Source organism: Bradyrhizobium vignae (assembly GCF_900324035.1).
Lineage (GTDB): Bacteria > Pseudomonadota > Alphaproteobacteria > Rhizobiales > Xanthobacteraceae > Bradyrhizobium > Bradyrhizobium vignae.
Window position 1 is genome coordinate 2,726,687 of record NZ_LS398110.1, and the last position, 26,106, is coordinate 2,752,792.

30 protein-coding genes are annotated in these 26,106 nt (G+C 64.3%); 11 read left to right on the forward strand and 19 right to left on the reverse strand.

The annotated features are described in order from the left end of the window. Positions 1 to 30 precede the first annotated feature (30 nt). Both lanM and pqqA read left to right on the forward strand, forming a co-directional pair. Complete coding sequence (gene lanM, locus BRAD3257_RS13130; protein WP_122402182.1) at positions 31 to 423, forward strand: lanmodulin LanM; 393 nt, start codon at positions 31 to 33, stop codon at positions 421 to 423. 510 nt (positions 424 to 933) lie between these two features. Continuing rightward, positions 934 to 1,014 (forward strand): pyrroloquinoline quinone precursor peptide PqqA, encoded by an 81-nt coding sequence (pqqA, locus tag BRAD3257_RS13140; RefSeq protein ID WP_008562446.1) that lies wholly within the window; start codon positions 934 to 936, stop codon positions 1,012 to 1,014. Here the strand turns inward: pqqA and BRAD3257_RS40045 are convergent. From BRAD3257_RS40045 to BRAD3257_RS13150, 3 genes are read right to left on the reverse strand one after another with little or no spacing between them, the layout of a single operon-like run. Continuing rightward, positions 983 to 1,228 (reverse strand): hypothetical protein, encoded by a 246-nt coding sequence (locus BRAD3257_RS40045; RefSeq protein ID WP_162500033.1) that lies wholly within the window; start codon positions 1,226 to 1,228, stop codon positions 983 to 985. The genes pqqA and BRAD3257_RS40045 overlap by 32 nt on opposite strands. Then, entirely contained in the window at positions 1,225 to 4,359 is a 3,135-nt protein-coding gene (locus BRAD3257_RS13145; RefSeq protein WP_122402183.1) for an efflux RND transporter permease subunit, read from the reverse strand. The genes BRAD3257_RS40045 and BRAD3257_RS13145 overlap by 4 nt, the downstream gene beginning before the upstream one ends. Beyond that, complete coding sequence (locus BRAD3257_RS13150) at positions 4,349 to 5,416, reverse strand: efflux RND transporter periplasmic adaptor subunit (RefSeq protein WP_244607942.1); 1,068 nt, start codon at positions 5,414 to 5,416, stop codon at positions 4,349 to 4,351. The genes BRAD3257_RS13145 and BRAD3257_RS13150 overlap by 11 nt, the downstream gene beginning before the upstream one ends. A 204-nt stretch (positions 5,417 to 5,620) precedes the next feature. Between BRAD3257_RS13150 and BRAD3257_RS13155 the strand changes: the two genes are divergently transcribed. Continuing rightward, positions 5,621 to 5,830, forward strand: coding sequence for a hypothetical protein (locus BRAD3257_RS13155; protein ID WP_122406536.1), 210 nt, complete (start codon positions 5,621 to 5,623; stop codon positions 5,828 to 5,830). A 9-nt stretch (positions 5,831 to 5,839) separates the two neighbouring features. Here the strand turns inward: BRAD3257_RS13155 and BRAD3257_RS13160 are convergent, their stop codons facing one another. The 5 genes from BRAD3257_RS13160 to BRAD3257_RS13180 are packed head-to-tail and all read right to left on the reverse strand — an operon-like array spanning position 5,840 to position 9,494. Continuing rightward, entirely contained in the window at positions 5,840 to 6,187 is a 348-nt protein-coding gene (locus BRAD3257_RS13160) for a hypothetical protein (protein ID WP_122406537.1), read from the reverse strand. A 26-nt stretch (positions 6,188 to 6,213) separates the two neighbouring features. After that, positions 6,214 to 7,008 (reverse strand): pentapeptide repeat-containing protein, encoded by a 795-nt coding sequence (locus BRAD3257_RS13165; protein ID WP_162500182.1) that lies wholly within the window; start codon positions 7,006 to 7,008, stop codon positions 6,214 to 6,216. Positions 7,009 to 7,056: 48 nt separating this feature from the next. Continuing rightward, positions 7,057 to 7,785, reverse strand: coding sequence for an ABC transporter ATP-binding protein (locus tag BRAD3257_RS13170; protein WP_122402184.1), 729 nt, complete (start codon positions 7,783 to 7,785; stop codon positions 7,057 to 7,059). After that, positions 7,775 to 8,512, reverse strand: coding sequence for an ABC transporter permease (locus BRAD3257_RS13175; protein ID WP_122402185.1), 738 nt, complete (start codon positions 8,510 to 8,512; stop codon positions 7,775 to 7,777). Before BRAD3257_RS13175 ends, BRAD3257_RS13170 begins: the two co-directional genes overlap by 11 nt. Before the next feature lies 1 nt (position 8,513). After that, positions 8,514 to 9,494: an ABC transporter substrate-binding protein gene (locus tag BRAD3257_RS13180; RefSeq protein ID WP_162500565.1), complete on the reverse strand. Its 981-nt coding sequence runs from the start codon at positions 9,492 to 9,494 to the stop codon at positions 8,514 to 8,516. A gap of 87 nt (positions 9,495 to 9,581) precedes the next feature. Between BRAD3257_RS13180 and BRAD3257_RS13185 the strand changes: the two genes are divergently transcribed. Beyond that, positions 9,582 to 9,941 (forward strand): hypothetical protein, encoded by a 360-nt coding sequence (locus tag BRAD3257_RS13185; protein ID WP_122402187.1) that lies wholly within the window; start codon positions 9,582 to 9,584, stop codon positions 9,939 to 9,941. A 271-nt stretch (positions 9,942 to 10,212) separates the two neighbouring features. Here the strand turns inward: BRAD3257_RS13185 and BRAD3257_RS13190 are convergent, their stop codons facing one another. After that, entirely contained in the window at positions 10,213 to 11,031 is an 819-nt protein-coding gene (locus BRAD3257_RS13190) for a quinoprotein dehydrogenase-associated SoxYZ-like carrier (RefSeq protein WP_162500183.1), read from the reverse strand. Between the two features lie 50 nt (positions 11,032 to 11,081). Continuing rightward, entirely contained in the window at positions 11,082 to 12,005 is a 924-nt protein-coding gene (locus tag BRAD3257_RS13195; RefSeq protein ID WP_122402189.1) for a quinoprotein relay system zinc metallohydrolase 2, read from the reverse strand. Between the two features lie 127 nt (positions 12,006 to 12,132). Here BRAD3257_RS13195 and BRAD3257_RS13200 point away from each other — a divergent pair, with 127 nt between their 5' ends. Both BRAD3257_RS13200 and BRAD3257_RS13205 read left to right on the forward strand, forming a co-directional pair. Beyond that, the gene (locus tag BRAD3257_RS13200) at positions 12,133 to 13,017 is read left to right on the forward strand and encodes a substrate-binding domain-containing protein (protein ID WP_122402190.1); all 885 of its coding nucleotides are present in this window, start codon (positions 12,133 to 12,135) and stop codon (positions 13,015 to 13,017) included. Further along, on the forward strand, positions 13,014 to 13,571 hold the full coding sequence (locus BRAD3257_RS13205) for a PQQ-dependent catabolism-associated CXXCW motif protein (RefSeq protein WP_122402191.1): 558 nt from the start codon (positions 13,014 to 13,016) through the stop codon (positions 13,569 to 13,571). The genes BRAD3257_RS13200 and BRAD3257_RS13205 overlap by 4 nt, the downstream gene beginning before the upstream one ends. Positions 13,572 to 13,626: 55 nt before the next feature. On the opposite strand, the gene BRAD3257_RS13210 is transcribed toward BRAD3257_RS13205, so the two are convergent. The 6 genes from BRAD3257_RS13210 to BRAD3257_RS13235 form a co-directional block, all read right to left on the reverse strand. After that, on the reverse strand, positions 13,627 to 13,932 hold the full coding sequence (locus BRAD3257_RS13210) for a copper-binding protein (protein ID WP_122402192.1): 306 nt from the start codon (positions 13,930 to 13,932) through the stop codon (positions 13,627 to 13,629). A gap of 137 nt (positions 13,933 to 14,069) precedes the next feature. Next, the gene (locus BRAD3257_RS13215; protein WP_122402193.1) at positions 14,070 to 14,684 is read right to left on the reverse strand and encodes a hypothetical protein; all 615 of its coding nucleotides are present in this window, start codon (positions 14,682 to 14,684) and stop codon (positions 14,070 to 14,072) included. Continuing rightward, entirely contained in the window at positions 14,681 to 15,529 is an 849-nt protein-coding gene (locus tag BRAD3257_RS13220) for an ABC transporter permease (RefSeq protein ID WP_122402194.1), read from the reverse strand. Before BRAD3257_RS13220 ends, BRAD3257_RS13215 begins: the two co-directional genes overlap by 4 nt. After that, positions 15,526 to 16,332 carry an ABC transporter ATP-binding protein gene (locus tag BRAD3257_RS13225; protein ID WP_122402195.1) on the reverse strand — a complete coding sequence of 269 codons (807 nt, stop codon included), beginning with the start codon at positions 16,330 to 16,332 and terminating at the stop codon, positions 15,526 to 15,528. Before BRAD3257_RS13225 ends, BRAD3257_RS13220 begins: the two co-directional genes overlap by 4 nt. Further along, positions 16,329 to 17,249, reverse strand: a complete 921-nt coding sequence (locus BRAD3257_RS13230) for a YVTN family beta-propeller repeat protein (RefSeq protein WP_430648823.1) — start codon at positions 17,247 to 17,249, stop codon at positions 16,329 to 16,331. The genes BRAD3257_RS13225 and BRAD3257_RS13230 overlap by 4 nt, the downstream gene beginning before the upstream one ends. A 166-nt stretch (positions 17,250 to 17,415) precedes the next feature. After that, positions 17,416 to 18,597 (reverse strand): ABC transporter substrate-binding protein, encoded by a 1,182-nt coding sequence (locus tag BRAD3257_RS13235; protein ID WP_122402196.1) that lies wholly within the window; start codon positions 18,595 to 18,597, stop codon positions 17,416 to 17,418. Positions 18,598 to 18,657: 60 nt separating this feature from the next. Between BRAD3257_RS13235 and BRAD3257_RS13240 the strand changes: the two genes are divergently transcribed. Then, entirely contained in the window at positions 18,658 to 19,227 is a 570-nt protein-coding gene (locus BRAD3257_RS13240) for a DUF3280 domain-containing protein (RefSeq protein WP_122402197.1), read from the forward strand. Between the two features lie 42 nt (positions 19,228 to 19,269). On the opposite strand, the gene fghA is transcribed toward BRAD3257_RS13240, so the two are convergent. Both fghA and BRAD3257_RS13250 read right to left on the reverse strand, forming a co-directional pair. Beyond that, the gene (fghA, locus tag BRAD3257_RS13245) at positions 19,270 to 20,115 is read right to left on the reverse strand and encodes an S-formylglutathione hydrolase (protein ID WP_122402198.1); all 846 of its coding nucleotides are present in this window, start codon (positions 20,113 to 20,115) and stop codon (positions 19,270 to 19,272) included. Between the two features lie 76 nt (positions 20,116 to 20,191). Next, positions 20,192 to 20,812, reverse strand: a complete 621-nt coding sequence (locus BRAD3257_RS13250) for a response regulator (protein ID WP_122402199.1) — start codon at positions 20,810 to 20,812, stop codon at positions 20,192 to 20,194. A gap of 207 nt (positions 20,813 to 21,019) precedes the next feature. Here BRAD3257_RS13250 and BRAD3257_RS13255 point away from each other — a divergent pair, with 207 nt between their 5' ends. Next, a complete protein-coding gene (locus BRAD3257_RS13255; RefSeq protein ID WP_122402200.1) occupies positions 21,020 to 22,372 on the forward strand; it encodes a histidine kinase in 1,353 nt (450 codons plus the stop codon). A gap of 163 nt (positions 22,373 to 22,535) precedes the next feature. Next, a complete protein-coding gene (locus BRAD3257_RS13260; RefSeq protein ID WP_122402201.1) occupies positions 22,536 to 24,992 on the forward strand; it encodes a TonB-dependent receptor in 2,457 nt (818 codons plus the stop codon). A gap of 102 nt (positions 24,993 to 25,094) precedes the next feature. Here BRAD3257_RS13260 and BRAD3257_RS13265 read toward each other — a convergent pair whose 3' ends face one another. Then, entirely contained in the window at positions 25,095 to 25,304 is a 210-nt protein-coding gene (locus BRAD3257_RS13265) for an SDR family oxidoreductase (protein WP_122402202.1), read from the reverse strand. A gap of 125 nt (positions 25,305 to 25,429) precedes the next feature. Here BRAD3257_RS13265 and BRAD3257_RS40280 point away from each other — a divergent pair, with 125 nt between their 5' ends. Together BRAD3257_RS40280 and BRAD3257_RS13275 are read left to right on the forward strand one after the other, a co-directional pair. Beyond that, a complete protein-coding gene (locus BRAD3257_RS40280) occupies positions 25,430 to 25,597 on the forward strand; it encodes a hypothetical protein (protein WP_164937028.1) in 168 nt (55 codons plus the stop codon). 60 nt (positions 25,598 to 25,657) lie between these two features. Continuing rightward, the gene (locus BRAD3257_RS13275; RefSeq protein WP_122402204.1) at positions 25,658 to 26,065 is read left to right on the forward strand and encodes a hypothetical protein; all 408 of its coding nucleotides are present in this window, start codon (positions 25,658 to 25,660) and stop codon (positions 26,063 to 26,065) included. The last annotated feature ends 41 nt before the right edge of the window (positions 26,066 to 26,106 follow it).

Consider the following 26,106-nt stretch of genomic DNA (forward strand, 5'->3'; position numbering starts at 1 on the left):
GATCCGGGACTCTTCGTCAGGGAGGTTTTGATGATTTCGCGTCGTTCAATTGCCCTTGCGCTTACGATTGCATTGTCAGCCGGTCCGGCGTGGTCGGCCTCGGGCAATGCGGTCAAGTTGCTCGACACCGACAATGACGGCACGCTCGATCTTGCCGAGGTGAAGAAGGCGGCCGCCGCATTGTTCGCAAAGCTCGATCGCGATCATGACGGCACGCTCGATGCGCGCGAATTGCGTGGACGGTTGACGGCGAAAGAACTCGCTGCCGCCGATCCCGACCGCGACGGGACCCTTACGCTCGACGAATATCTGTCCGTGGTCGAGCAGCGCTTCAACGCAGCGAATCCCGACAAGGACGGAACGCTGGATGCGAAGGAGCTGAACTCGCGCGCCGGCCGCGCGCTGTTGCGATTGCTGCGGTGAGCGCTGCAATCGGAACGGACATGACGAGCGCAACATTCGCGATCGTTCCGGTCTGACGCTCGGGAACATCGGGCTTCTCTGTAACACCGGCAGCGCCAGCACCGACAAGGATGCTGGTTCTGGTCCGGTCACCGTGGGCTCCGCGCAGTCGCACTCGCCCAGTTCAGCGACTGATACCAATCAGCATCCGCCGACCAGCACGATGAATCGTGAAATGCAGGGTGAGCCGACGGCGGCTCAGCGTGCCGAAGGCGCCAAGCCGAACGCGGAAATGGCCGACAAGGGCTGCTGACCGCGCCATTGTCGATTCGGCGTGCGGTGCGTTGCACAAGGTGATGTCTCGCGGGTCGCTTTTGACCAAGAGGGAACTGGCTTTGTCCGAGAGAGAAATGCAGCCACGAAGAATCGACACAGACGCGCTCGACAGTCGAATCGAGGCTTGAACTGCACCTGACGCAGCCCTAGGTTTTGCGCCGCGCGATGTCGCGCTCAATACCTCGGGAGACCCGAATGGCTTGGAAAGCTCCGAAGATCGTGGAAGTGCCGGTCGGCATGGAAATCAACATGTACGCCTGCGCTTCGCGCAAATAAGACCGACGATCTGCCGCGGCTTCGATGGCGAACGCCGTCGCAGCCGTGGCAGTGTCTTGGCGTCAAAGCAGTTCATCTGGCTTCGTAACGTCGTGCCGCGATTGCGGTCGATGAGCGCGCTCGAAAGCCTCAACCGCCAGTGCGGCATCCTGCCCAGCGTTGCTGCCGCTTTCCTGACGATGTGGTCGAGACCGTAACGCGGATCGGCGTTCATCCAGCACGAACCTTGAAACGTGCGTAGCGAAGCGCAAGGGTAGGCAGGACCAGCAGACTAAGTGCCATAGAGGTCATGAGGCCGCCAAGGATGACGATCGCCATCGGGCCTTCGATTTCACGACCTGGTTCCCCTGCGCCTATGGCGAGCGGCAGCAATCCCAAGCCGGTGACGAGAGACGTCATCAGGATCGGGACAAGACGATCCGCCGCCCCCTCGATCGCGGTTTCAGGTCCCCATACACGACCATCGATCAGGACGAGATGTTCGTAGTGGGAAATCATGAGGATCGAGTTCCGCAAGGTGATTCCGAACAGCGTGACGAAGCCGACCATCGACCCGAGCGAAAGCAGGCCGCCCGTCAACGCGAGTGCGAGCACGCCACCGACCAATGCAAACGGTAGATTGATCATCACCAGCAACAGATTTCGCCAATGGCCGGTGACCATCGAGAGCAGAACGACGATGCCCGTCCCTGCCAGTAAAGAATTGACGATGAGATCGCGCCGCGACCGGGCTTGAGCCTCGGCCGCTCCGGCAAATTCAATGCGGGCGCCGGGCGGGAGTTTGACTTCGCGGGCAAGCTTACGTTTGGCGGCGGCCACGAAGGATTCGAGATCGCGTCCACTGACGTTCGCCGTTACTGTCTGTACGCGCTGCGCATTCTGGTGCTGGATCTGATAGCGGCCCGACGTTTCATAGACGTCTGCGATCTGCTTGAGCAGAATGTAGGCGCCGCTCGGTGTGCGCACCGGCAGGTCGCCGATCTGGGTGAGCCGCGCGCGGGCGGGTGCATCGAGGATGACGATGATATTGAAGACGGCATTGCCTTCATATCCCTGGCCGACGATGTCGCCCTGATAGGCGGTACGCACCAGCTCGAGCACTTCGACCGCATCGAGTCCCCAGCGTTGCAGATCGGTCGGCCGAAGCGTCACATTGACCTGCGGCATGCCCGGAGGCGTGCGTCGCTGCACGTCGGCGGCACCCCCGACTTCGTCGAGTTCTCGTGCGACGTCGCGTGCAGCGCGATCAAGTGAGTCGAGATCAGGCCCGTAGATGTTGATGACCACCGCTGCGGAGAATCCGGAGACGGTTTCCTCCACGCGCTCGGTCAGGTAGGTCTTGCTCGAGAAGGAAACCCCGGGAAAGTCGGCGAAGGCCGCCCTGATGCGCGCTTCTGCTTCGGATTGTGCCTGACCGGAGAGCCCGGGCTCCAGATCGACCTCGAACTCGCTGGAATGCGGACCAACCGTGTCGATGCCGGCCTCGGCCCGGCCTACGTGCTGCGCCACCCTGCGAATGCCCTGGATGTGCCGGAGCGTATCGGTCATCAATTTGCCGATGCGAAGAGATTCGTCGAGCGAGGTGCCTGGGATCGCGGAGACGTGCAGGATCAGATGACCTTCCCGCAGATCCGGCAGGAAGGTTCCGCCGAAGAAGGGCAGCATCGCCGCTCCCGCGATCGTGACGGCCGCGGTTGCCGTCATCACCAGCTTCGGGAAGCGGCCGATACGGCGCAGCAAGGCCTGGTAATAGCGGCGCGACCAGCGCACTGCCGGGGGTTCATGCAGGCGCCGTTCGCCGCTTCTGCCGACGAGGAGCAGCATGGAGAGCGCCGGTGTCACCGTCAGAGCGACCGCGAGCGATGCGATCACCGCGAAGACGTAGGCGATGCCGAGGGGGCCGAACAGACGGCCGGCAATGCCGGAAAGCGCCAGGATCGGAAAGAACACCAGCAGGACCGCAAACGTCGCATAGGCAACTGCGGTGCGCACCTCGAGGAAAGCGTCCAGCACCACGCGGGCTTCGGCTTTCGGCGCCGTCGTTCGGCGATTTTCGCGTAACCGGCGTACGACGTTCTCGACGCCGATCACGGCGTCATCGACGACTTCGCCGATCGCGATTGCGAGGCCGCCCAGCGTCATCGTGTTGAGAGTTTCGCCCATCCATTGCAGTGCGAGCACTGCAGCTATCAACGACAGGGGGATTGCCGTGCAACTGATGATCGAGGTGCGCCAGTCGAACAGAAATAGAAAGAGAACGACGACCACGAGTGCTCCGCCGATCAACAGGGCGTTGAGGACGCTCTCGGTCGCCGCATCGATGAAATCGGCCGGACGAAATATGTCCGCATGGAGCCTGACGCCGTCGGCTTCGAGGCCAGGCCGCAGCTCCTGCAGTGCAGCTTCCGCGCGTGCGGTGACCTCTCGCGTATTCGCGCCATATTGCTGGCTGACCATGAGCATGATGCCAGGCACGCCGTCGATGAGAGCGGCGCCGATCGGCGGCTCGGGAGCGGTCACGACGGTGGCGACGTCGCCGAGAACCACGCTGGCGCCGCCTTCGTGCAGAAGCACGGTGCGGGCCAGCTGGTCGGGCGTCAACGACTGTCCCTGGGTTTGCAGCGTGATGCGCTGATTGGCGGTATCGATGAAGCCGGCGCCGCGAACGCCGGTGGCCTTGCGCGCGGCAGCCAGCACGTCATTCAGACCGACCCGGAAGCGGATCAGATCGTCCGGGCGGACCTGCACTTGGAGAGACCTGACGTCTTTGCCGTAAGTCGAGACTTGGGCCACGCCTTGCACCGCCAGAAGCCGTCTTGCCACGGTCCAGTCGGCAATGGTGCGCAAATCCATCAGCGAACGCTGGTCGGACGTGAGGCCAATCACCAGCACGGTGCCGGCCAGCGGGGTCAATGGTGTCATCGACGGCGGCTGAACTCCCTGCGGCAGCCGCGCGGCCGCGACGGTTAGACGTTCGGTCACCAATTGGCGCGCCCGATAGATATCGCTGCGCGGCTGGAAGACGACGGTCACGACCGAGAGGCCTTGAATCGATGACGAGCGCAGGCTCTCGACGCCGGCCAGGCCGTTGATCGACGTTTCGATCGGTTGCGTGACCAGGATCTCGACATGCTCCGGGCTGAGGCCGGGGGCTTCGGTCTGGATCGTCACCTGCGGCGGTGCGAATTCAGGGAAGACGCCGTATTTGGCTTCACCAAGGGCGAACAGGCCATAGCCCAGGAGGGCAAACGAAAGCGCGAGCACGATGCCGCGGAAGCGGATGGCGAATGCGACGACGGCGGCTTGCGGCCCTGACCTGCCGGAGCCGGTGTCATCAGTCGTCATCGCGACCCCGAAGCTCGCTCTTGGCCTCCTCGGACAACAGGACCTGCGCGCCCCGCATGACGATTTCGGACCCGGATGGGATGTCCCGGACGACGTAGTCGTCATCGGAGACCGGCTGATCCATGCTGATCGGATGCCGTCGGAAGCTGTCGGGACCTACACGCAGGTAGACCCATGATCGACCCTGCCACCGCACGATCGCGGTGTCCTCGATGAACACGCCCTCGTAGGTGTTGCCCGAAGGCACATAGACCGTGGTGTTCATGCCGGGCAGCAAGCCGCTATCGCCCGGCACGGAGAAGAAGAAGCTCAATCCCTGAATACGCGGGTCGGTGCGCGTTGCCGGAGAGATGTAGTGGAGATCGATATTTGCATTCCGCGTCGGCGCCTGCGCCAGTGCCGTGGCCGGACTGCCGTCGACGGTCACGCCGGGCGGCAGCGTCACCTGAACCAGAAACTGGTCGCGTTCGATCAGCCTGACAACGGCAGGCGAGCGCTCGACGATTCCGCGGCCGATGACCGGGCCCCATTCCTGCCGGGCCGTTGCGACGAGAGTCCTGAGCTGCGATTCCGCCGCGGTCAGCGCCGCCTTGTCGATCCGCAACGTTCCCTCTGCGGTCTCGGCTTCCTTCTTCGGGAGGGCGGCGGAGTCGACGAGATTCTTGATCCGGTCGTATGCGCTCTTGGCGACTTCGAGCTTCGCCTGCGCCGTCTGGAGTTGGGCTTGCGCATTGGCGTAGCTGTTTGTGAGCTCAGTGATGCGGGAGATATCGAGCACGGCGCCATAGGCGCGGAATTTCTCGGGATGTGGAGCTGCCTCCAGCGCCGCGGTTTCGAGCCCGACCTGTGCCTGCTGGCTCGGCGTCAGCTTGACCACCGGCTGGTCGCTTTCTGCGGTGCGGGAAGGCTCAGTGCGGCCCGAATTCGATTTGTCCGGCTGCATCTCCGCCGCGGCAGCTCGCCGGGCGTAACCCGTGACAGCCCAGGTGCTGGCGATGAGCATCAGCACGCAGACTGCGGGCGCGACGCCGCGCCGGGAGGTTTCCGTAAGAGCCATCAGCCTGTTAGCAGTTTCAGGAACCAGCTTATTGACGAAATTGGCGGGCGGCAAGGCGCCGGTTGCACGTCCGTCACTTCGGTGACGGTCGAAGCGTGTGGGCGCGAGTGACCATTCCCGCATGGCTCACGCCCGTTTGAAACTTCCAGCTGCCTCAGCCGTAGGTTCTATGGTAATTTCTTCATGATCCCTGAGGATCCCGGCATGAACCCGATTGACCTGGTGGTGACTGTGTGTGCGGTGCTCTCGCCTGCGACTTGCGAGGAGCAGCATCTGGTGTTCAACTATTTCGGGTCGCCCCGCCAATGCGTGATGGCCGCGCCGCCTTATATCGCGCAGTGGGTCGGCGAGCATCCGAAATGGCAGGCGGTGCGGTGGCGCTGCGAATATCCGCACACGCATGACAAGGCATGAGCGGCGGCGCTACTTGGTGCAATCCTTCAAATCCTTATCGGCGATTGAGAACACCGCGTCGGCCCTGATCTCGATGCCGCGGACGATGCACTGCCGGCCGTTGGGATAGCTTACTTTGGCATCGTAATGGCCCGGCTCGACGCCGATGATGCGCAGCCGCTCGTCGTGGTCGACCTCCTTGTCCTTGTCGTTCAAGCATTGGTTCGGACCCCAATCGGTCCTGCCGGCGGGAGCGAGTTGGAAGCCGGAGATCGTCTCAGTCGTCAGATTCCAGAGCCGGATTCCTTTGCCCTTGGCCTGCGCGGCGGCTTCGCCGGCAAGCGTCAACAACGCGATCAAAGCCAGAATCCAACGCATCAGCCAGTCCTCCCAATGGCGGGCCGTCATTCCCTGATCAGGCGCTCGCGGTTCCTTGCCTTGTCGAAATTCTTGGCGCGGTCAAGGCCGTTCGGAGCGATCAGCTTCGCCGAGACGAGATCGGCGCCGTCGAAATCGGCATCGATGACGATGGCGCCGGTCAGATCGGCGCCGCCGAGTTCGGCGTTTTTCAGTGATGCCCCGCTCAGGTCGGCACCCCTGAGGGTCGCGAATTCGAGGTCGACGCGCGACAAATCGGCGTTGCGCGCGTTCAGCCGTTCCAGATTGGCGGATCTCAGCACCGCGCGCATCAGCCCCATCGACTGGTTGCGCATATCGGCGCCAAGCTTCGCGTCCGCGATCGAGGCGCCAATCATGCTTGCGCCGGTGAGATCGGCAGCGATGCGCGCTCCCGACAGGTTCGCCCCGTCGAGACGTGCGCGAGCCATTTGCGACGCGAACAGATGGGCGGACTTCAGGCTTGCGCCGGTAAGATCTGCATCCAGCAGCCACGCCTGATCGAGGATTGCACCGTCGAGCTTGGCGTCCCGGAGTATCGCCCTGTTGAGCCGCGCGGCGCGGAAAACCGCGTTGGACAGGTCCAGGCCCGAGAGATCGAGGCCCGACAGGCGTTTGCCGGTGAAATCGGCAGGCCGCGCAGCGCTGGCTTCGGCCAGCACGGCCTCGACGTCTGGCCTCGTCATTTCGGCCGAGACCATCGCGGGCGAGGTGAGGTCGACGCCACGGATCATGTCCTGCGCGCTCGCGGTCATCGCCACGAGTGCAAGACCAAGCGTCGCGAAGGCGACCGTCCGCGTCATCACCATCTCCGCCGCCGGCCCAGTCTACCACGTTCGCCAGGCGACCGGCTACGAGACATCTCGCTCAGTGCGGTCGCCTTGAATTCGTTGGGCGAGGCTGGTCTTGATCGCCGCAATCTCGGCCTCGCCGCGTGTGTCGCGCGGGATACCGATAGGCACCTCGGCCACGATTCGCGCTGGCCGGGGCGACAGGAAGAACAGCCGATCGCCCAGCCGCACCGCATCGTCCAGGCTGTGTGTCACCAAAAGCGTCATCACCGGACGGCTCGCGACGAGCGTTGCAATCTCATCGCGCAGGCGTCCGGCGAGAGCGTCATCGAGCGATGCCAGCGGTTCGTCGAGCACCAGGATATCCGGCTCGACGGCAAAGGCGCGGGCGAGCGCCACGCGCCGGGCCAAACCCAGCGAGAGCTCACCGGGATAGTGGTCGCGGTGCGCTTCCAGCTCGAGGATTTTGAACAGCTCGGCGAGCCTGGCATCAGCGATGTCGGGGGCAGCCAGCCGCACATTCTGCTCGACCGAGCGCCACGGCAGCAGTCGCGGCTCCTGGAACACCATGCCGATCCGCGCCTCCGGCGGCCGCGCGATGCGGCCTGCAAAGTCGTGGTCCAATCCCAGGATGATGCGCAGCATGGTGCTCTTGCCGCAGCCGGATGGGCCGATCAGCACGCCGACCTCGCCGGACCGAAGCGCGAACTTGACCGGCGCCAGCACCTCGTGCGTTCCGCCCGCGGCACTCCTGAAGGTCTTGCCTGATATCTCGACCTCAAGCCGCACGGGGCCGCCACCTGTTTGCGCGGGCTTCGAACGGCTGCACCAGCAAGGTTTCGATGACGAGCACGACGGCGGCGAAGGTCAGCGAATAGGCCAGCAGCCGCGGCGTGTCGAACAGCTGGAAGGCGACGCCGATCTCGAAGCCGACGCCGTTCGGCCGTCCGAGCAGCTCGGCGACCAGCACGATCTTCCACACCAGCGACAGCCCGGAGCGCGCGGAGGCTGCGATATAGGGCGCGAGCTGCGGCAGCACGACGTGGCGGAAGGCGCGCCAGCGCGGCATCGCGAACACGCTCGCCATCTCGTCGAGCGAGCGGTCGAGCGCGCGGGTGCCCTCGCGCAAGGTGACGATGGCGGTCGGCAGCTTGTTGATGGCGATCGCTGCAATTGCGGCAGCCTCGGAGAGGCCCGCCCAGATATAGGCCAGCACGATCACGACCAATGCAGGCAGATTGAGCAGCAGGATCAGCCAGGGATCGCCGAGCCGATCGGCGAGCTTGACCCGGCCCATCAGGTAGCCCATCGCGCTGCCGAGCGACATCGCCAGCACGAAGGCGAGCGCGACGCGTGCCAGCGTGGCGCCGAGATGCAGGAACAGCGCGCCGGATGAGGCCTCCGCGATCATGACCTGGAGCACGGCCGGCGGGGAGGGCAGCTTTGCGCCCCCGACGAACAACGCGGCGATCCACCAGATTGCGAGGAACAGGGCGAACGAGAGAAGACGCAGCACCTCAATCTCCGGGGCCTGCGTGATAGAAGGTGCCGGGGTCGAGCTCGGCTGCGGGGCCGACGAGGTCGCGGCCGCCGATCTCGGCCAGCACGCGGTAGAGCACGCGTGCATCGTTCTCCTCGTCGTCGATGCTCCGGCGCGGAATGCCGTCGCGATAGCGATCGCGGTAGGTCTTGAGCACGGTGGGGTCGGTAGCGCCGGTGAGCGGCCCGACCTTGTCCCAGGCTGCATCCGAAGTCGCCAGCAGCTCCTTGGCTTTGCGGGCCATCGCGATGAAGCGCGCCACGGCGTCGCGATGGCTCGCGGCCCAGTTCTCGTCGAAGACATAGCCGACCGCGGCAACGGCGCCCTTGGCGCCCAGCGTCGGCAAAATGTCCTCGATCCCGGTGAGGCGTCTAAAACCCTTGGCTTCGAGCTGGGCGCAGAAGTTCCAGAAGTTGAGGCTCGCATCCATCTCGCCATCGAGCGCCTTGGCAGCGATCAGGGGCGGCGCGCCGTAGACAATGGTTGCTTCCGATTTCAGGTCGATGCCGTCCTGCTTCATTCGCGCCTGGAGCAGCAGCCAGCTCTTGTCGATCGCCCCGCCGGCGACCGCGAACTTGCGGCCCTTCAGATCCGCGAGCGTCTTGATCGGCGAAGAAGCCGGCACCATCACCGCGCCGAGCGCGCTGGAATAGGGATAGAAGGTGAGCTTGGCTCCGAGCGCACGCTCGCGCGACACCCACAGCCAGTCGGACAGGATGATGTCGGCGCTGCCGGCGCGCATCGCGATCTTGCCGGCCTCGGTGCTCGCGAGCTCGGTGACCTGCAGCGACAGGCCGGCCTCCTTGTCGAGGCCGGCGCTGCGGATCGCGGCCAGTTCCCAGGAGAATGTTCCGGTCTTCTGCACCGCCAAGCGGATGGTATCCGCAGCGCGGGCCGGCACGGCTAGCGTCAGCGCCAGCGGCACCGCGAACGCCAATATTCGTCCCCAAACTCTCATCACCTTGTGAGCCGCTTCCTCTGACCGAGTGCTTTTCAGGACAATAGGCATAGCATAGCTTTGGTCGCAACCAGCGGGAGGACGCGCATGAAACTGGCCGGGCAGCTAGGACGGATTGTCGCCGCATTGGCGGTACTGGCCGCTTCCGCATGCGTGGCGCGGGCCGAGGAGGCCAATGACTATCCGACCGCGGCGCGCGCGGAATATGTCTATGGCTGCATGAAAGCCAATGGCGAGAGCCGACAGTCCATCGAACAATGTTCCTGCTCGATCGACGTGGTTGCCTCGATCGTGCCCTACGAGCGCTATGTTACCGCAGAGACCGCGCTCAGCATGTCGCAAGTACGCGGCAATCTCGGGGTCCAGTTCCGCACCTCGGAGCAGGCGAACGCGGCGGTGAATGATTTGCGCCGCGCGCAGGCGGAAGCCGAGGTGAGGTGCTTTTGATTATCGCGCGTAGGCGGTGCCATCCCTTCTCCCTTGCGGCCCCTTGCGGGAGAAGGTGGCGCGAAGCGCCGGATGAGGGGTTCTCACCGCGCGCTCAGCTGTGGAGACATACCCCTCACCCGTCTCGCCGCTAAAGCATGATCCGGAAAAGTGCGAAGCGGTTTTCCGGAAAGATCATGCCTAAACAACAAGCTAAAGCGCGATGACGATTCATCCAAATCTCATTGCGCTTTAGCGCGAGGGGAGAGGGAAGGACAGCGCAAGCCGCGCGCTAAGTCCCGGGCTTCTCCACGTCCCATTCATTCCGAAACACGTGCCCATCGGTGTCCTTTGCCTCGGCGCGGAAATGCTTGGCGCCGTTGGAGACATAGGTGAAGCGCAGGTTGGGATCTTCCGAGATCGAGATGCCGCCTTCCATCGACAGCACCGGGCTGTCGTCCTGCGTCAGCTTGATCTGGTTGATGAAGAAGGCCGGGATATAGAGCTGCGTGACCTGGTCCATCTGCAGCCCGGAATTGTTGGGATGGCCGATCATGATCTGCGCCTCGCGCACGCCGCTCGCCGGCGCCTCCTCGCGTGCGAACTGCCGGTAGCGCATCTGGCCGAGCCGATTCCTGGCTTCCTCGACATTCTTTGCCGCTGGCGCCGAGCAGCCGCCGGAGGCTTTCACATAGACTTTCGAGACATAGAGCTGGCCGTCGCTGAGCTCGGCCACCGCATGCACGTCGGTGTAATTGTTGACGCGCACGCGTGTCGAGATCTCCATGACATTGGCGTCGGGCCCGAGCTCGAACTTCGCGGCCATAGGCGCGGGATTGCGATCGATCACCAGTGCGATCGAACGTATACGCCTGCTGTCGCCAGGCGACAGCTTGCTGCGCAAGGTGACCGGCACGATCGCGGCATCCTCGGCGCGATAGGGCATCTCGATGCCGATGACGCCGCTGCCGTCGTTCATCGGACGGTTGCTGAAGATGTCCTGCACCAGGCCCGGCCAGGGATCGTAGGCCTCTTCGGCCTGCGCGGGCGTCGCGAAAGCGAGGCCGAGCAGGAGACCGGTGAGCGTCAGGCGGCGTGTGCATCCCGTCATGGTCATGGTCCTGCGGACGATACTTCGTTCGCTGCAGCCTAGCGCGCCAGCTACTCCCATTCAATTTCCGAGAATGCTGCAGTTGCGTTGCGGGCGTTGTAGTCGTCGAACAGCTGCCAATGCGGCCGTTCCGACGCGGCCGCCTTGTCCGCGGCGGCGCGGATCGGCTCGCCGTTCTTGTTCAGCGTGCGGACGTCGGACAGCAGCGTTGACAGGTAACGCCGCTCATCGGTCAGTGCGGCAGGCCAGCCGCTCACCGGGCCATGACCGGGAACGACCCGCAGCGCCGGGATCGCCTCGAGCCGGTTCAATGTGTCGAGCCACCCGCGGATGCTCCCATCCATGACCGGAATGTGGCGGAGAAAGACCAGGTCGCCCGCAAACAGGGTCTTGGTCGTCTCGTCGTACGCGGTCAGGTCGGTGTCGCTGTGTCCGGCCGGCCAGGCGCGCAACGCCAGGCGCCGCGCTCCCAGATCCAGGATCGTCGTGTCCGAAACCAGCAGGGTCGGGGCGATGAGCTTGACGGGATCGATCAGCTCGCTGCCCATGATGCGGCGGAAATTATCGAGATAGAACGGCCCGCGCGTCGCCAGTGCCTGCGGCAGCCTGCCGTGGCCGACGAAGCTGGTTCCGTCCGCAACAAAGGCGGCATTGCCGAAGACATGGTCGGGATGACCGTGAGTGTTGATGACATAGCGGATCGGCTTGGATGTATGGGCCCGCACGGCGGCCAGCAGCGTCTCGCCTTCGCGACGGCTGCCGCCGGTGTCGATCACGGCTACGGCCTCATCGCCCACGATGAAGCCGACATTGGCAATGTCGCCCTCGTTCTCGCGGTTCATCAGGGCGATGGTCCCGGAGTGTACGAAGATTCCAGGTGCGACTTCGCTCACAGGCAATTCGGCCGCCCCAGCGCGTGCTAGCGTCGCGAGTCCCAGGAACAAGGCTGCGATCACGAGAGCGATGCGAGACACTTTTCCGCCTCAGTTCAAAGGGTTTGTCTCAGTGCACTGCAACAAAGCGAGGCCGGCACAAACATGGCACACATGGCGCGTCATGCGTTGCATGGATAACATTCAACCAAAACGAGGAGGAAGCGCGATGACGCAGGCCGGACGACATCGTCGCTGGATGTTTTCGCTGTGGGTCGTGGTTGCATCCTGTGCGTTCGGCGGTGTCGCCAGCGCGCAGACCAACGAAACCGGCGACCTCTCGTTCGAGCTGGTCGATCCCAAGGTGCTGCGGGTTTGCGCCGATCCGCGCAACCTGCCGTTCTCCAACGAGAAGGGCGAGGGGTTCGAGAACAAGCTCGCCGAATTCCTGGCGGACAAGCTGCAGAAGAAGCTCGACTACGTCTTCTTTCCGCAGGCCACCGGTTTCGTGCGGATGACGCTGGGCGCCCATCGCTGCGACGTCATCATGGGCTTCCCGCAAGGTGACGATCTCGTGCAGGGCACCAATCCCTATTACCGCACGACCTATGCGCTGGTCGCGAAGGTCGGCAGCGGGCTCGAGGACGTCGACACGCTGGAGGACGCGCGCCTGAAGGGCAGGCACATCGGCATCGTCGCCGGCACGCCGCCGGCGACCAACATGGCGTTGGCCGGCCTGATGGGCGACGCCAAGCCCTATCCGTTGATGATCGACACGCGCTTCGACAATTCGGCGCAGGCGATGATCGATGACCTCGTCGCCGGAAAGATCGATGCCGGCGTATTGTGGGGACCGATGGCCGGCTACTATGCGAAGAAGGCCGGTTCTTCGCTTCACGTCACGCCGCTGGTGAAAGAAACCACCGGCCCGAAGCTGGTCTATCGCATCGGCATGGGCGTGCGCCCTGCCGACCAGAACTGGAAGCGGCAATTGAACAAGCTGATCCAGGAGAACCAGGGCGAGATCAACAAGATCCTGCTCGATTTCGGCGTGCCGCTGCTGGATGAGAGTGATCGGCCGCTCGGCGCGGAGACGGCCAAGAAGACGCCGTGAGATGGCCTGTTGCCGCTGCGCTGGCTGCCGCCATCCTGGCAGCGCCGGCATTTGGGCAGCAGCAGGAGCCGTTCGAGCCCGAGGGCTATCGCACCGACAATTATCGCGCGCCGGTGCCGGCGACGCTCGCTGGCGCGCGCGTGCTCACGACGGAGGAGGCGGAGACGATCTGGCGCGCGAACAGCGGCGCCTTCGTCAACGTGATGCCGCGCCCGCCGAAACCGAAGAACCTTCCTGCCGGCACGGTGTGGCGCGACGCGCCGCGCAGGAACATTCCGGGCAGCATCTGGCTGCCCGACACCGGCTACGGCACGCTGCCATCCGCCATGGACGATTATCTCCAGCGTGGCCTCGCGCGCGCCTCCCGCGGCGACAAGGCCGCGCTGCTGGTGATCTATTGTCTGGCCGACTGCTGGATGTCCTGGAACGCCGCCAAGCGTGCATTGGCGTCCGGCTATTCCAATGTCGCCTGGTATCCTGATGGCACCGACGGCTGGGAGCGGGCAAAACTTCCGACCGAGGAAGCGCACCCGGAGCCCCGCCCGGACCAGTAACGATTGGGCGTAGGTTCTCTGCCTGTCCCTGCAAGCGGGAGAGGCAGAGACAGTGCTACGGCTTCTGCTTCTGCAGCTTGGTCAGCGTGCCTGTGCCGTTGGTCTCGGTCGCCGAATACGTCACGCTGTCGCCGGCATGGACGGCGTCCAGCATCGCGGCATCCTTCGCTTTGTACTCCTGGAGCGCGCCGGCGCTGCCTGCGCTGGCGCCGACCGTGCCTTTCTGTGTCTGCTGGATCGAGATCGTGCCGTTGAGCCGATCGATCCGCGTGATCATCCCGGTCATATCGTCAGCAAGGGCGCTGGTTGCGAGCATGCTGAGGGCTGCAGCGCCCGCGAAGACGAATATTTTTATTCCCATCGAGACCTCCCGACGTCTGGAGTTCATTTCGACAAGCTATCCTGGATCGATTTGGTTCCGGCAGATAGCGCCGCAAAGGAGCTAACGATCCCGTGGCGATCGCGGGAACCCGCCGCGGGCCATCGGCGCGACCGACGCTATTCCATTTCCTGCTGGATCACGCGTCCGAGCGCGAACAGCCGCTGGTCGATCGCGGTTGGAACTTCGCAGACGAAGCGCACCACTTTGTGGCGGTCCTCGAAAATTCGGGTCTTCCAGATCAGCTCGTTGCTGAGCGCCTCGACCTTGGCGTCGTCGCGTGGCGTGGCGCCCTGGAGCGCTTGGAGCTCGAGCGTCTCCTCGCGGATCTTGTCGGCGGCATCGCGTTGCTTGCGGCTGACGCGTTCGAGCCCGCTCATGACCTGCGAGCGCTGGGCGTTGAGCGTGTCGAACAGGCCGGCGAACAGGAGCTTTGCATTCGTCGCCTTGTCGCTGCCGGAAGCCGCCAGAAATTCCTTCACCGATTTCTCGGCTTCCTCCAGGGGCGTCTTGCGCGCCGACAGTTTTGCCACCAGCGCGCTGATCTTGGCGTCGTCTTTCCACTTGGTCTCGGCGTCGCCGAGCGGCGGTCCGGCCCAGACCGCCGCGAGCGAGATCTCCGGCACTTTTGCCTGTGTGCACGGCCAGTCGGGGTAGCGCGGGTCGGCCGCGCGCGCCGCCGCGCTCGCAACAGCGAACGCCAGAACAGCCGCCGCCAGAACCCGAACCTTCATCCTTCGCCTCCCGCAGGCCCGCGTCGCGCCAGCCCGCGCGAGGGATCATAGGCCAAAATCGCGCCGATCATGAAGACGATTGTGCAGATTGCGACTACCGCCAGCGAGATCCAGTTGATCTGGCCATAAAGTGCGAAGCGGATCAGCTCGACCGCATGGGTGAACGGATTGGCCTCGCAGACATAGTAGAGATAGGGGCTGCCCTCCTGCACCCGCCAGAGCGGGTAGAGCGCGGAGGAAGCGAAGAACATCGGGAAGATCACGAAGTTCATCACGCCGGCGAAGTTTTCCAGCTGCTTGATGCCGGAGGAGATCAGCATGCCGAGCGAGCCCAGCATCAACCCCGACAGGATCAGCGCCGGCAGCACGGTGAGATAGCCCGATGGCGGCGGGGTGATGTCCCAGAACCAGGCGATGAAGAGGAACGCGTAGACCTGGAGCAGTGACACCGCGGTCCCCGCAAGCAGCTTGCAGAACAAGAGGAACCCGCGCGGCAGCGGGCTCACCAGCAGCGTGCGCATATTGCCCATCTCGCGGTCATAGACCATCGACAGCGAGGACTGCATGCCGTTGAAGAGCTGGATCATCGCCATCAGCCCGGGCGCGATATAGACCTCGTAGAGGATGTAGGTCTCGTAGGGCGGGATGATGGAGATGCCTAGCACCTGGCGGAAGCCGGCGGCGAAGATGAACAGCCACACCAGTGGTCGCACCAGCGCCGAGACGAAGCGCTCGCGCTGATGCAGGAAGCGCAATCCCTCGCGCCAGACGATGCCGATGAGGCAGGTCAGGTACTCGGCGCCAGAGAAGCCGCGCGGCGTCTCGCGCATGGTGATGCTGCTCATGCGCCACCTCCCGGCATCGTTTGCGTGCCGGTCAGACGCATGAAGGCGGTGTTGACGTCCTGCGCGCCGGCCTCTGCGATGACGCGGCTCATCGGCCCCTGTGCCAGCACCTTGCCCTGGTGCAGCACCACGAGATCGTCACCGGGCAGGATCTCGTCGAACAGATGCGTGGCCCAGAGCACGCCGATGCCTTGCTCGGTCACGAGCTGGCGGACATGGCTGATGATGTCGGCGCGCGCCTTGACGTCGAGGCCGACGGTCGGCTCGTCGAGCAACAGCAGCCGCGGCCGGTGCAATAGCGCGCGGGCGATCTCCAGCCGCCGCATCTGCCCGCCCGAGAGGTCGCGCACCTTGCTGCCTGCGCGCTCGGAAAGGCCGATGCGGCCAAGCAGCTCGGCACTGCGCGCGGCGGCCTCGCGGCGGCTGATGCCGTGCAGCGCGGCGTGATAGAGCAGGTTCTGCGTCAGCGACAGATCGAGATCGAGCGTGCGCGGCTGGAACACGACCCCGAGCAGCCGCAGCGCCTCGCCGGGGCTCTTGCTGATGTCATGGCCGAAGATGGAAACACGGCCGGACTGGATGCCGAACAGGCGCGTGATCAGCGAGAACAGCGTGCTCTTGCCGGCACCGTTGAGCCCGAGCAGCGCGGTGAAGCTTGCGGGCTGCACATTGAAAGACACCTCCATCAACGCGCGCCGCGGGCCGTAAGAATGGCTGATGCCGTCGATCGACAGTGCAGGCACGGTGGCCGGATGCGATCCTGGCGCCTCGCGTGGCTCAGTGATGGGGACAGGGCTGGTCATGGCGCGATCGTGATCCCCCAGGGCAGTTCGCCCACCTGAATGGTCTTGATCACCTTTTGCGCGGCGACGTCGATCACGGACACGTCGTTCGATACGCCGTTGGTGGTGAGCAGATATTTCTCATCGGGCGTGAACGCCATGTGCCAGACCCGCTGCCCGACCAGGAGATATTTCGTCACCTTGCGCGTCGCGACGTCGACCACGGCGATGCGGTTGGCAGGGCCGAGCGCGATGAAAGCGGTCTTGTCGTCCTTGGTCATGCCGATGCCGACCGGCTGGATCGCTTCTTTCCGCAGGCCCGGAATCTCGAACGTGACCTTGCCGATCACCTCGTGCTTCCTGGGGTCGATGATAGAGACGGTGCCGCCGATCTCCGAGGACACCCAGAGCTCCGAGCTGTCGTGCTTGAACTCGGCAAAGCGCGGCCGCGCATCGACCAGCACGTTGGCGACGATCTGGCGCGAGCTGGTATCGATGAAATGCGCCATGTTGGTGGTTTCGGACGTGTTGATCAGCGTCTTGCCGTCCGGGCTGATGGTCATGCCCTCGGGTTCGACGCCGACCTGGATGTCGCCGAGGCGCGCGCGCTTCTCGAGGTCGATCACGGTGACCGTGTTGTCGTTCTCGTTGGCGACATAGAGGATCTTGCCGGCGGCATCTTGCGCGAACAATTCGGGGTCGGGCCCGGAGGGCAGACCGTCGACCACGCTTTGCGTCTTGGCGTCGATCAGCTGGATGGTGTCGTCGTCGCCGACCGCCACCATCACGAACTTGCCGTCACGCGTGAACTCGATGCCGCGCGGACGCTGGCCGACCTTGATGGTCTTGGTCACGGTCCAGCTGTCGGTATCGATCACCGACACTGTGTTGCTCTTCTCGTTCGACACATAGGCGATGAACGCATGTGCAGGTGCCACGGCCAATGCCAGTGCCAGTGCAGCGAACAGTGATAGGCGCAATATCTGCGTATGCAAGGGACCGTGCTCTTCGATGCGTTGAAACTGCTCGCGGGCTTGTTTCACCGCAGGCGGGGGAGGGGGCGCAGCGTCGTCGCGGTGCCAGCTCGAACTCATCTCAAATCGCTCACTTCAACTTGCATTTGCTCTCCGGACGATCGTAGCCGAGCGTGTCGAGCTCGGAGACCTGATGCAAGAACCCTTCCTGCGGCGACACCGACACGACCATGCGGCCGTCCACCAGCAGGATGGGCTGGCGCAGCTGCAGATTCCAGTCGCGCAGCGTCAGCCGCGTGCCCTTGAAGGCCGCGACGGAGAAATCCGGGCCCTTGACGAAGTCGGCCACCTTCTTCACGTCGCCGGAATTGGTGCGCGAGGTGGCTTCGCCGATCATGCGCACCGCGGTCCAGGCCTGCATGTCGAGCGCGGTCATGCGCCGCGAGTTCAGCTTGATGAAGCGGTTCTGCATCTGGATCGCGCCCCACTGGTCCTGAGATGCGTCCCAGCTGCGCGGCACCAGGCCGGCCGAGCCCGCGACCGGGCGCGGATCCCAGGTGCGATAGGGCAGGTACGCACCGAATACCTCGCTCTCGTCGGCGACGACCAGCACGTCATAGGCCGGCGCCTGCTGCGTGAACACCGGCATCTGGCGCTGGATCAGCGTGACGCCCGAGTCGGTGCGGCGAGCGCCGCCCTTATCTTCGAACGTGCGCTCCTGCACGATCTTGGCGCCGAACCGCGTCGCGGTGCGCCTCAGCGCGTCGGCGAACAGCTTGTCCTCGTCATGGGAGCCGACCACCAGCAGCCAGCGCGACCACTTCTTCCACACCAGGTATTGGCCGAGCGCATCCGCCAGCATTGCGCGGGTCGGGGCGGTATGGATGACGTTGGCGCGGCAATCGGTCTCGCGCAGCCGTTCGTCGATCGCGCCGACGTTGAACAGCAGCGTGCCGCGCTCGCGCAGGGCATCCGAGACCTTCAGCAGCGCATCGGCCGGCAGATCGGCGATGATGAAGCCGTTTTTCTCGGCAAGTGCGGTCGCTGCCTGTACCGCGTCCTCACCTTCCTTGATGCGGCGCTCCTCCAGCGTAAACCGCTGACCTGTGAATTTTCCGGTGGTGTTGTTGTCCTCGATGGCGAGGCGCGCGCCGGCGACGCCGTCATTCTCCGCGGGCTGCTCGACCAGCGACAGCGTCGATCGGGCAGCGGCGACGCCGAGATAGCCGACGCCGATCGTGACGGGCTCGGCCGCGAGCGCGCTCGTCGCGGCAAGACCAAAGCCGATCAGGCCGGCCAACCATCGGATCATGTTTCCTCCAGACGATCTCCCCGGCTTGACCGCCGGTGAAGAATTGTCTCTGCTTCAAGCATGACCAATTTGTCAGGGCATGCAACCCCGCATTTCGTCTCCGCGCGCGCGAGGCCGGGAATCAAGATCATGCGAGCATTGATATGTCTCGCCGCTCTGTTGTGGATGGGCTCGGCCGCGCTCGCCGATCCGCCGAAACTCGCGGTGTTCGATTTCGAGCTGATCGACACCAGCCTGCCCGGCGAGTTCTACGGCTCCAAGCCCGAGCAGGGGCGCCTCGAGCGCATCAGCGAGCAGCTGCGCAAGGAATTGGCAGATTCGGGCCGGTTCCAGGTACTCGACATCGCCCCGGTACGGGATGCCGCCCGTCACGCGAACTTGCAGGCCTGCGGCGGCTGCGACCTCAAGCTCGCCGGGCAGCTCGGCGCCGATTTGGAAATCACCGGCCTCGTGCAAAAAGTCTCGAACCTGATCATCAATCTCAACGTCTATTTGCGCGACGTGAAGACCGGCAACATGATCACGGCCGCCAGCGCCGACATGCGCGGCAACACCGATGAATCCTGGTCACGCACGATGAGCTATCTCATCCGCAACCGCTTGCTGGCGCCGAACTACGGCAAGCCGTGAGGTCTTCGCCTCTCCCCGCAAGCGGGGCGAGGAAGAAGAGAATCACGCCGTCAATCTTGCCGCGTGCCAGTGCAGGTGATCGCTCATGAAGGTCGAGATGAAATAATAGCTGTGGTCGTAGCCGGCCTGCCGCCGCAGCGTCAGCGGGATGCCCGCCTTTGCGCAGGCGGCTTCGAGCAGCTCCGGCTTGAGCTGTTCCTTCAGGAAATTGTCGGCCTCGCCGACGTCGACCAGGAAGCCGGAGAATTTCGCGCCGTCCTCGACCAGCGCCACGGTGTCGTGATTGCGCCAGGCGTCCTTGTTCGGCCCGAGATAGCCGGTCAGCGCCTTGATGCCCCACGGCACGAGCGAGGGCGCCACGATCGGCGCGAACGCGCTGGCCGCGCGGTAGCGATGCGGGTTGCGCAGTGCCACGGTCAGCGCGCCGTGGCCGCCCATCGAGTGCCCCATCACCGATTGCCGCTTGGCATCGACCGGAAAATTCTCCGCCACCAGCTTTGGCAGTTCGTCCGTCACGTAGCTCCACATGCGATAGTTACGCGCGAAAGGCTCCTGCGTGGCGTCGACATAGAAGCCGGCGCCGAGACCAAAATCATAGGCGTTGTTGGCATCGCCCGGCACGTCGGGCCCGCGCGGTGAGGTGTCGGGCGCGACGAAGATCAGGCCGAGCTCGGCGCAGGCTTTGCGGAATTCGCCCTTCTCGGTGACGTTGGCATGCGTGCAGGTGAGCCCGGAGAGATACCAGACCACGGGCAACTTGGCGCCATCGGCATGCGGCGGAATATAGACCGAGAACACCATGTCGGTTCCGGTCGCCTGGCTCGCGTGGCGATACACGCCCTGTACGCCGCCATAGGATTTATTGGTCGAGACAGTCTGGATCGTCATGCCTGAAAACTCCGTGGCATCTCACCACATCAAGATTGCAACTCTTGCGTGACCGAATTCGCGGCGGCTCGTGTCGTCAGGCGACGCCGCTGTCGATCGCCAGCCGCACCAGCTCGACCGAAGTCTTCACCCCGAGCTTCTGGCGCATGATGGACGAGGTATTGGCCACCGTCTTGTAGGACGACTGCACCAGCCAGGCGATCTCCGACAGGCTCTTTCCGGCACTCAGCAACCGCAAGATCTCCATCTCGCGCGCGTTCAGCTTCGACAGCGGGCTTTGCGCCAGCGCGGGTCCGGCAAAGGCGATGCTGCGCGCGATCGCGGTCGGAAGGTAAGTCCCGCCGCCCCCGACGGCGCGGATCGCCTCGACGAGATCGTCGGGATCGCCGGTCTTGGAGACATACCCCTTTGCGCCGCAATCGATCGCGCGCGCGGCGAAGGCGGGGTCGTCGTTCATGCTGAACATGATGATGCGGGCCTCGGGCGCGCGCTCGAGGATGCGGCGCGCGAGCTCGAAGCCGGAGACGGTCGGCAGATTGATGTCGATGATGCAGAGGTCGGGGCGTTCGACGATGAAGACGCTCTCGCCGTCTTCGGCGTCGGCGGCCTCCAAGATCTCGATCCCGCCCTCGTCGGCCAACACGGCACGGCAGCCGGAGGCGACGATGGGATGATCGTCGACGATCAGAATGCGCATAGGGCGTTCCTCGCGACAGCCCGTTCCCCTGATAGGATGGCCTGTTCTGCGCCGCATGAGATTACCAGGTGAGACGCGCGTGTCTCATGTGGCCTCATGCAACCCGGCCGGGATTGCTGTACGCTTCCGATTAGATATCGGGCGCTTCGTCTCTGTCAACGTCATCGGACAGGCGCGGGCATTCTTCGCGAGGCACAGGCGATACCAATGTGGCAAAATCTATCCTTGCGCGGACGCATCAACCTCTTGCTGGCGCTGCTGCTGGCGCTGGGGCTCGCCGTCAATATCGGCCGCCAGGTCGCGGAAGCAGGTCCCCGCGTGCAGGCCGAGGACCAGAGCGTGATCCGCCTTGCGCGCGAGTTCATCGAGATGATCGTGGCGGACCTGAACGAGGCGCCCGACCCCGATGCGAAGCTGAACCAGATCGCGCGCGATCTCAGCCGCCTGCGCCATGTCAGCATCGCGCTTCACGATTCCGGCGGGAACCCGCTGACGCCGCCGCGGCCCGATGCCGACACGCGCGGTCCGCCGGCCTGGTTCGTCAGCCTGGTTCATCCCGAGCAGGCCGCGGTCAGCGTGCCCGTCTCGATCCATGGCAAGCCCGGCTCGCTCGTGATCACCGCGCATCCCGATGACGAGATCGCGGAGATCTGGGACGGCATCGTGACCCAGCTCGAGGTTGGCTCGGTGATCGCGCTCGCGCTGTTTTTCCTGATGATGACAGTGGTCGGCCGGGCGCTGGCACCGCTGCAGTCGCTGGCGGAGGCAATGGGGAAGCTCGAAGGCGGACATTACGAGGCCCGTGTCGCGCCGGGCGGCGCGCCGGAACTCGGCGCGATCTGCACCAAGCTCAACCACCTTGCCGCGACGCTTCACGAGGCGGTCGAGGACAAGCGGCGCCTTGCCGAGCGTGCGGTGTCGCTTCAGGACATCGAGCGCAAGGAGATCGCACGCGAGCTCCATGACGAGTTCGGGCCTTACTTGTTCTCGCTGCGCGCACATGCGAGCGCGCTGGCGAAGCAGGCGGACGGACGCGCGCCGAGTGCGGATGCCGTGCGAAAACATGGCAGCGCCATGCTGGAGCAGATCAATGCACTCCAGCAGTTCAATCGCCGCGTGCTGGAGCGCCTTCGGCCCGTGGGCCTTGCCGAGCTCGGCCTGCGCCAGGCGCTGGAATCGCTGTCGCGGCTGTGGCGGGAGTCGCACCCCGACGTCGCGATCGAGACCGTGATCTCGCCGGCGCTGGGCGCAACCGGTGAGACCGCCGATCTCACCATCTATCGCATCGTGCAGGAGGCGCTCACCAATGTATTCCGCCACGCCGGCGCGACCTCGGTCAATGTCGTCATCGAGCCGGTGGCGCAGGCATCGGACGATGGCCGCGGCTGCGCCCGGGTGCGGGTCAGCGACAATGGCCGCGGCATGGAGCCGGGCCAGAAGCTCGGCTTCGGCCTCGTCGGGATGCGCGAGCGGATCCTGGCGCTGGGCGGCACGCTCAACGTCGTCTCCGGTGACGGGGGCCTGACCGTCGAGGCGCTGATTCCGACGGCATCCCCCTGACCGCGCCCGAAGCGATCGGGAAAAATTCCCGATTTGGTCGGGAAAACGGGTGCGGATATTGCCCGACCTTTTATAGCTGGTGCGCGAACGGCCCCCGATTACACTCCTCTCGACCAAACGGGGAAAATCAAATCGGCCGGCGGTGACGGGTTGGGAAGGCAGGATGGGCGAGCGTCTTCGGTTCAAGCGTCGTTTGTTGGTCGCTTCGGTTTCGACCGGGCTGGTTCTCGCCGGTCCCGCCGAGGCCGCGCAGGATGAAGAGACCAATGTCCAGAACCTGCCGCCGGTCGAGGTCACTGCGCCGCCTCCTTCGCCAGCGAGGCGTACCGCGGCGCCGCGACCGGTCGCGCGCGTCGGGGCGCCGTCGTCCGCCAGCCCGAGGACACGCATCTACGTCTATCCGACCTCGCCGGGTACGGGCAGGGGTCTCGATGTCGACAAGGTCGCATCGGCGATCAACGCGGTCGATGCCAACCAGATCAAGCGTACCGGTTCGCTGAACGTCACAGACGCCCTGCGCGACAACATCGCCGGCGTCAACATCAGCGAAGTCACCGGCAATCCGTTCCAGCCGAATGTCGAATTCCGCGGTTTCGTCGCCTCGCCCGTGACGGGCACGCCGCAGGGCCTTGCCGTGTACCAGAACGGCGTCCGCATCAACGAAGCCTTCTCGGACGCCGTCAATTGGGACCTGATCCCCACCGCCGCGATCAGGTCGGTGACGCTGGTGACCAACAACCCGGCCTTCGGCCTCAACGCGCTCGGCGGCGCCCTCAACCTGCAAATGAAGGACGGCTTCACCTATCAGGGCGCGGAGCTCGACGTGATGGGCGGCTCGTTCGGCCGCATCCAGGGCTCGGCGCAATGGGGCAAGCAGGTCGACAAGAACTACGGCGTCTATGCCGCGCTCGAAGGACTGCGCGACGACGGCTTCCGCAATTTTTCCCAATCGACGGTGCGGCGCTTCTACGGCGATGTCGCCTACAAGGCCGGCGACAGCGAATTCCACGCCAATATGGGCGTGGCCAAGAACGATTTCGGTGCCAGCGCTACCGTACCGGCCGAGCTTCTCGACAAATATTGGGGCGCGACCTACACGACGCCGCAGACCACGAGCAACCGCGTCGGTTATCTCAATTTCACCGGAAAGGTCGATGCGACGCCGACCTGGACGCTGGAAGGCACTGCGCATCTGCGCAGATACGAGCAGAAGCTGGTCGACGGCAATCCGACCGACGTGCAGGAATGCGGTGCGGATCCAACGCTGCTCTGCTTCGGCAATGATACCACGCCCGCGAACGGCACGAACGGCGTGCAGCTCGCCAATCCCTTTGCGCCGGGAACGATCCTCGGCGAGATCGACCGCAGCTCGATACGGTCGACCAGCTTCGGCGTGTCGGGGCAGGCCACCAACACCGATCAACTGTTCGGGCACGACAACCGCTTCGTGATGGGCGCGAGCTATGATGCCAGCGTCACGCGCTACGGCGCGACCGCCGAAATCGGCTCGATCGGAGAAAATTACGTCGTCAGCGGCAGCGGCGTGTTCCTAGGAGCGACCGGCACGCCAGAGGTTGCCGGCCCTGTCTCGCTGCGGACCATCAACCAGTATAACGGCCTCTATGCGATGGATACGTTCAACGTCACGGATGCTTTCGCCATCACCGGCGGCGGCCGCTTCAACGTAGCGCGCATCACGCTCGAGGATCAGCTCGGCACCGATCTCAACGGTGATCACACCTTCACCCGCTTCAATCCGGTCATCGGCGGCACCTACAAGATCACGCCGGAGCTGACCGCCTATGCCGGCTATTCCGAGGCCAATCGCGTGCCGACGCCGCTGGAGCTCGGGTGCTCCGATCCGGTCCGTCCTTGCCTCATCGCAGCGTTTCTCGTCTCCGATCCACCACTGAAACAGGTCGTATCCAAGACCGTGGAGGCGGGCCTGCGCGGCACCAAGGAGCTGAACATCGGCACCCTCGGCTGGAAGGTCGGCGGCTTCCGCGCCACCAATTACGACGACATCGCTGCCGTCCCTGTTCCGGACCGGACTGGATTTGGCTATTTCGCCAATGTGGGCCGGACGCGGCGGCAGGGGCTCGAAGCCGAGATCAGCATCAAGTCGCCGACGCTCCAGTTCCAGGCGAGCTACGCCTTCCTCGACGCACGTTTTCTCGACGCGCTGACCATCGGCTCCGACAGCCCGTTTGCTGACGCCAACGGTCACATCCACGTCTCGCCCGGCAATCAGCTTCCGGCCATCCCCCGCCACCGCGTCAAGATCGGCATCGACTACGCCGTGACCGACGTCTGGAAGGTCGGCGGCAACGCGCTGTTCGTCTCCAGCCAATATCTCGTCGGCGACGAGTCCAACCAGTTCGCGAAGCTACCGTCCTATACGGTGTTCAATCTCCACACCTCCTATCAGGTGACGAAGAACATCCAACTCTACGGCCGCGTCGACAACATCTTCGACAAGCGCTACGCGACCTACGGACGGTTCTTCGATCGCGAGGCCTTGCCCAACTTCACCAACGGCGGCAATGACTTCGCCGATCCGCGCTCGCTGAGTCCGGCAAGGCCGCGCGCGTTCTATGCGGGGATGCGGGTGACGTTCTAGACCGGCTCGAAAGCGTCAACACTTCGCACGGAAGCTGAGCATGAGATCATGCTCAAACAGCGAGTTGAAGCGGACGATGATTCATCTGGATCTCGTCGCGCTCTAGATCAGTCCGAGGCCGCCATCCACTGCGAGAACCTGTCCCGTTACCCATCGAGAGGCGGGGCTCGCGAACTGCACGATCCAATCCGCGATCTCGTCGGGATCGCCGCGTCGGGCGAGCGGGATTTTTCCGCGCTCCTCCTGCTTGACGGCTTCAGCCTGCTCGGTGGACAGCCCCATCATCCCGGTCAACGAGGGATGATGAGCCATCGTCCCGGCCCCGCGAGCGAAGCGCGCGCGGCCCTCTTAACCCATCAGAAACCATAGCAAATGATCTGAAAAGTTTAACGAAACTGCTCGGTCCTCTCCGCGTCGATGTGTCGGAGGGCCGTCTGATGACAGAACGCCAGTTGAGAGAGCAGGAATTCCTGATCGCGCGTTACCGGCATTTGGAACGCGAAGTGACCGACCCGCTTGCCGCGCATCTGCTTCACAGCATCATCGAGGAGCTCGAGGCCGAGCTGCGCAAGGAAAGAGCGGATTGGCACGGGGCGGGTCATTAACCGTTTCTTGGCGCTAAGATGGCAATTATCGGCGTCGCAATACCAGGGGAGACTGCTCCCATGCTGAAGGACGGCACCTACGCGGCGTGGTACAAGACGCCGCTCGACCAGGGTACCGGGATCGTCCATGTCGCAGACGGCCAGATTTGGGGCCGCGACAGCCTGATGACCTATCACGGCGTCTGCAAGGTCGATGGCGACCGCTTCACGGCGACCGTATCGACGAAGCGTCATACCGATGGGCGGGCAACGGTCTTCGGCGTTGAAGATGAGCTCACGCTCGACATCGAAGGGTACTGCCCCGGCAAGATCGCGAGCTACACCGCGACGGCACTACAGGTGCCGGGAATGATCCTCCATGGCACGCTCATTCTGACGGAACAGCAGCCGCCGGCACGTGAGCGAACCGAGCCGGTGCCAGCGTTCAATCCCGGCAAGCTGCCGAAATTGCCGAAGCGCTCGCGCTGAGCTCGAGGCCGGCACTCCCCTGGGGGCCGCTCGCATATGTC

Coding starts and splice junctions, on each gene's coding strand:
- lanM (WP_122402182.1), top strand. CDS start 31: ATGATTTCGCGTCGTTCAATTGCCCTTGCGCTTACGATTGCATTGTCA.
- pqqA (WP_008562446.1), top strand. CDS start 934: ATGGCTTGGAAAGCTCCGAAGATCGTGGAAGTGCCGGTCGGCATGGAA.
- BRAD3257_RS40045 (WP_162500033.1), bottom strand. CDS start 1,228: ATGAACGCCGATCCGCGTTACGGTCTCGACCACATCGTCAGGAAAGCG.
- BRAD3257_RS13145 (WP_122402183.1), bottom strand. CDS start 4,359: ATGACGACTGATGACACCGGCTCCGGCAGGTCAGGGCCGCAAGCCGCC.
- BRAD3257_RS13150 (WP_244607942.1), bottom strand. CDS start 5,416: ATGGCTCTTACGGAAACCTCCCGGCGCGGCGTCGCGCCCGCAGTCTGC.
- BRAD3257_RS13155 (WP_122406536.1), top strand. CDS start 5,621: ATGAACCCGATTGACCTGGTGGTGACTGTGTGTGCGGTGCTCTCGCCT.
- BRAD3257_RS13160 (WP_122406537.1), bottom strand. CDS start 6,187: ATGCGTTGGATTCTGGCTTTGATCGCGTTGTTGACGCTTGCCGGCGAA.
- BRAD3257_RS13165 (WP_162500182.1), bottom strand. CDS start 7,008: ATGACGCGGACGGTCGCCTTCGCGACGCTTGGTCTTGCACTCGTGGCG.
- BRAD3257_RS13180 (WP_162500565.1), bottom strand. CDS start 9,494: ATGAGAGTTTGGGGACGAATATTGGCGTTCGCGGTGCCGCTGGCGCTG.
- BRAD3257_RS13185 (WP_122402187.1), top strand. CDS start 9,582: ATGAAACTGGCCGGGCAGCTAGGACGGATTGTCGCCGCATTGGCGGTA.
- BRAD3257_RS13190 (WP_162500183.1), bottom strand. CDS start 11,031: ATGACGGGATGCACACGCCGCCTGACGCTCACCGGTCTCCTGCTCGGC.
- BRAD3257_RS13200 (WP_122402190.1), top strand. CDS start 12,133: ATGACGCAGGCCGGACGACATCGTCGCTGGATGTTTTCGCTGTGGGTC.
- BRAD3257_RS13210 (WP_122402192.1), bottom strand. CDS start 13,932: ATGGGAATAAAAATATTCGTCTTCGCGGGCGCTGCAGCCCTCAGCATG.
- BRAD3257_RS13215 (WP_122402193.1), bottom strand. CDS start 14,684: ATGAAGGTTCGGGTTCTGGCGGCGGCTGTTCTGGCGTTCGCTGTTGCG.
- BRAD3257_RS13220 (WP_122402194.1), bottom strand. CDS start 15,529: ATGAGCAGCATCACCATGCGCGAGACGCCGCGCGGCTTCTCTGGCGCC.
- BRAD3257_RS13225 (WP_122402195.1), bottom strand. CDS start 16,332: ATGACCAGCCCTGTCCCCATCACTGAGCCACGCGAGGCGCCAGGATCG.
- BRAD3257_RS13235 (WP_122402196.1), bottom strand. CDS start 18,597: ATGATCCGATGGTTGGCCGGCCTGATCGGCTTTGGTCTTGCCGCGACG.
- BRAD3257_RS13240 (WP_122402197.1), top strand. CDS start 18,658: ATGACCAATTTGTCAGGGCATGCAACCCCGCATTTCGTCTCCGCGCGC.
- fghA (WP_122402198.1), bottom strand. CDS start 20,115: ATGACGATCCAGACTGTCTCGACCAATAAATCCTATGGCGGCGTACAG.
- BRAD3257_RS13250 (WP_122402199.1), bottom strand. CDS start 20,812: ATGCGCATTCTGATCGTCGACGATCATCCCATCGTCGCCTCCGGCTGC.
- BRAD3257_RS13255 (WP_122402200.1), top strand. CDS start 21,020: ATGTGGCAAAATCTATCCTTGCGCGGACGCATCAACCTCTTGCTGGCG.
- BRAD3257_RS13260 (WP_122402201.1), top strand. CDS start 22,536: ATGGGCGAGCGTCTTCGGTTCAAGCGTCGTTTGTTGGTCGCTTCGGTT.
- BRAD3257_RS13265 (WP_122402202.1), bottom strand. CDS start 25,304: ATGGCTCATCATCCCTCGTTGACCGGGATGATGGGGCTGTCCACCGAG.
- BRAD3257_RS40280 (WP_164937028.1), top strand. CDS start 25,430: ATGACAGAACGCCAGTTGAGAGAGCAGGAATTCCTGATCGCGCGTTAC.
- BRAD3257_RS13275 (WP_122402204.1), top strand. CDS start 25,658: ATGCTGAAGGACGGCACCTACGCGGCGTGGTACAAGACGCCGCTCGAC.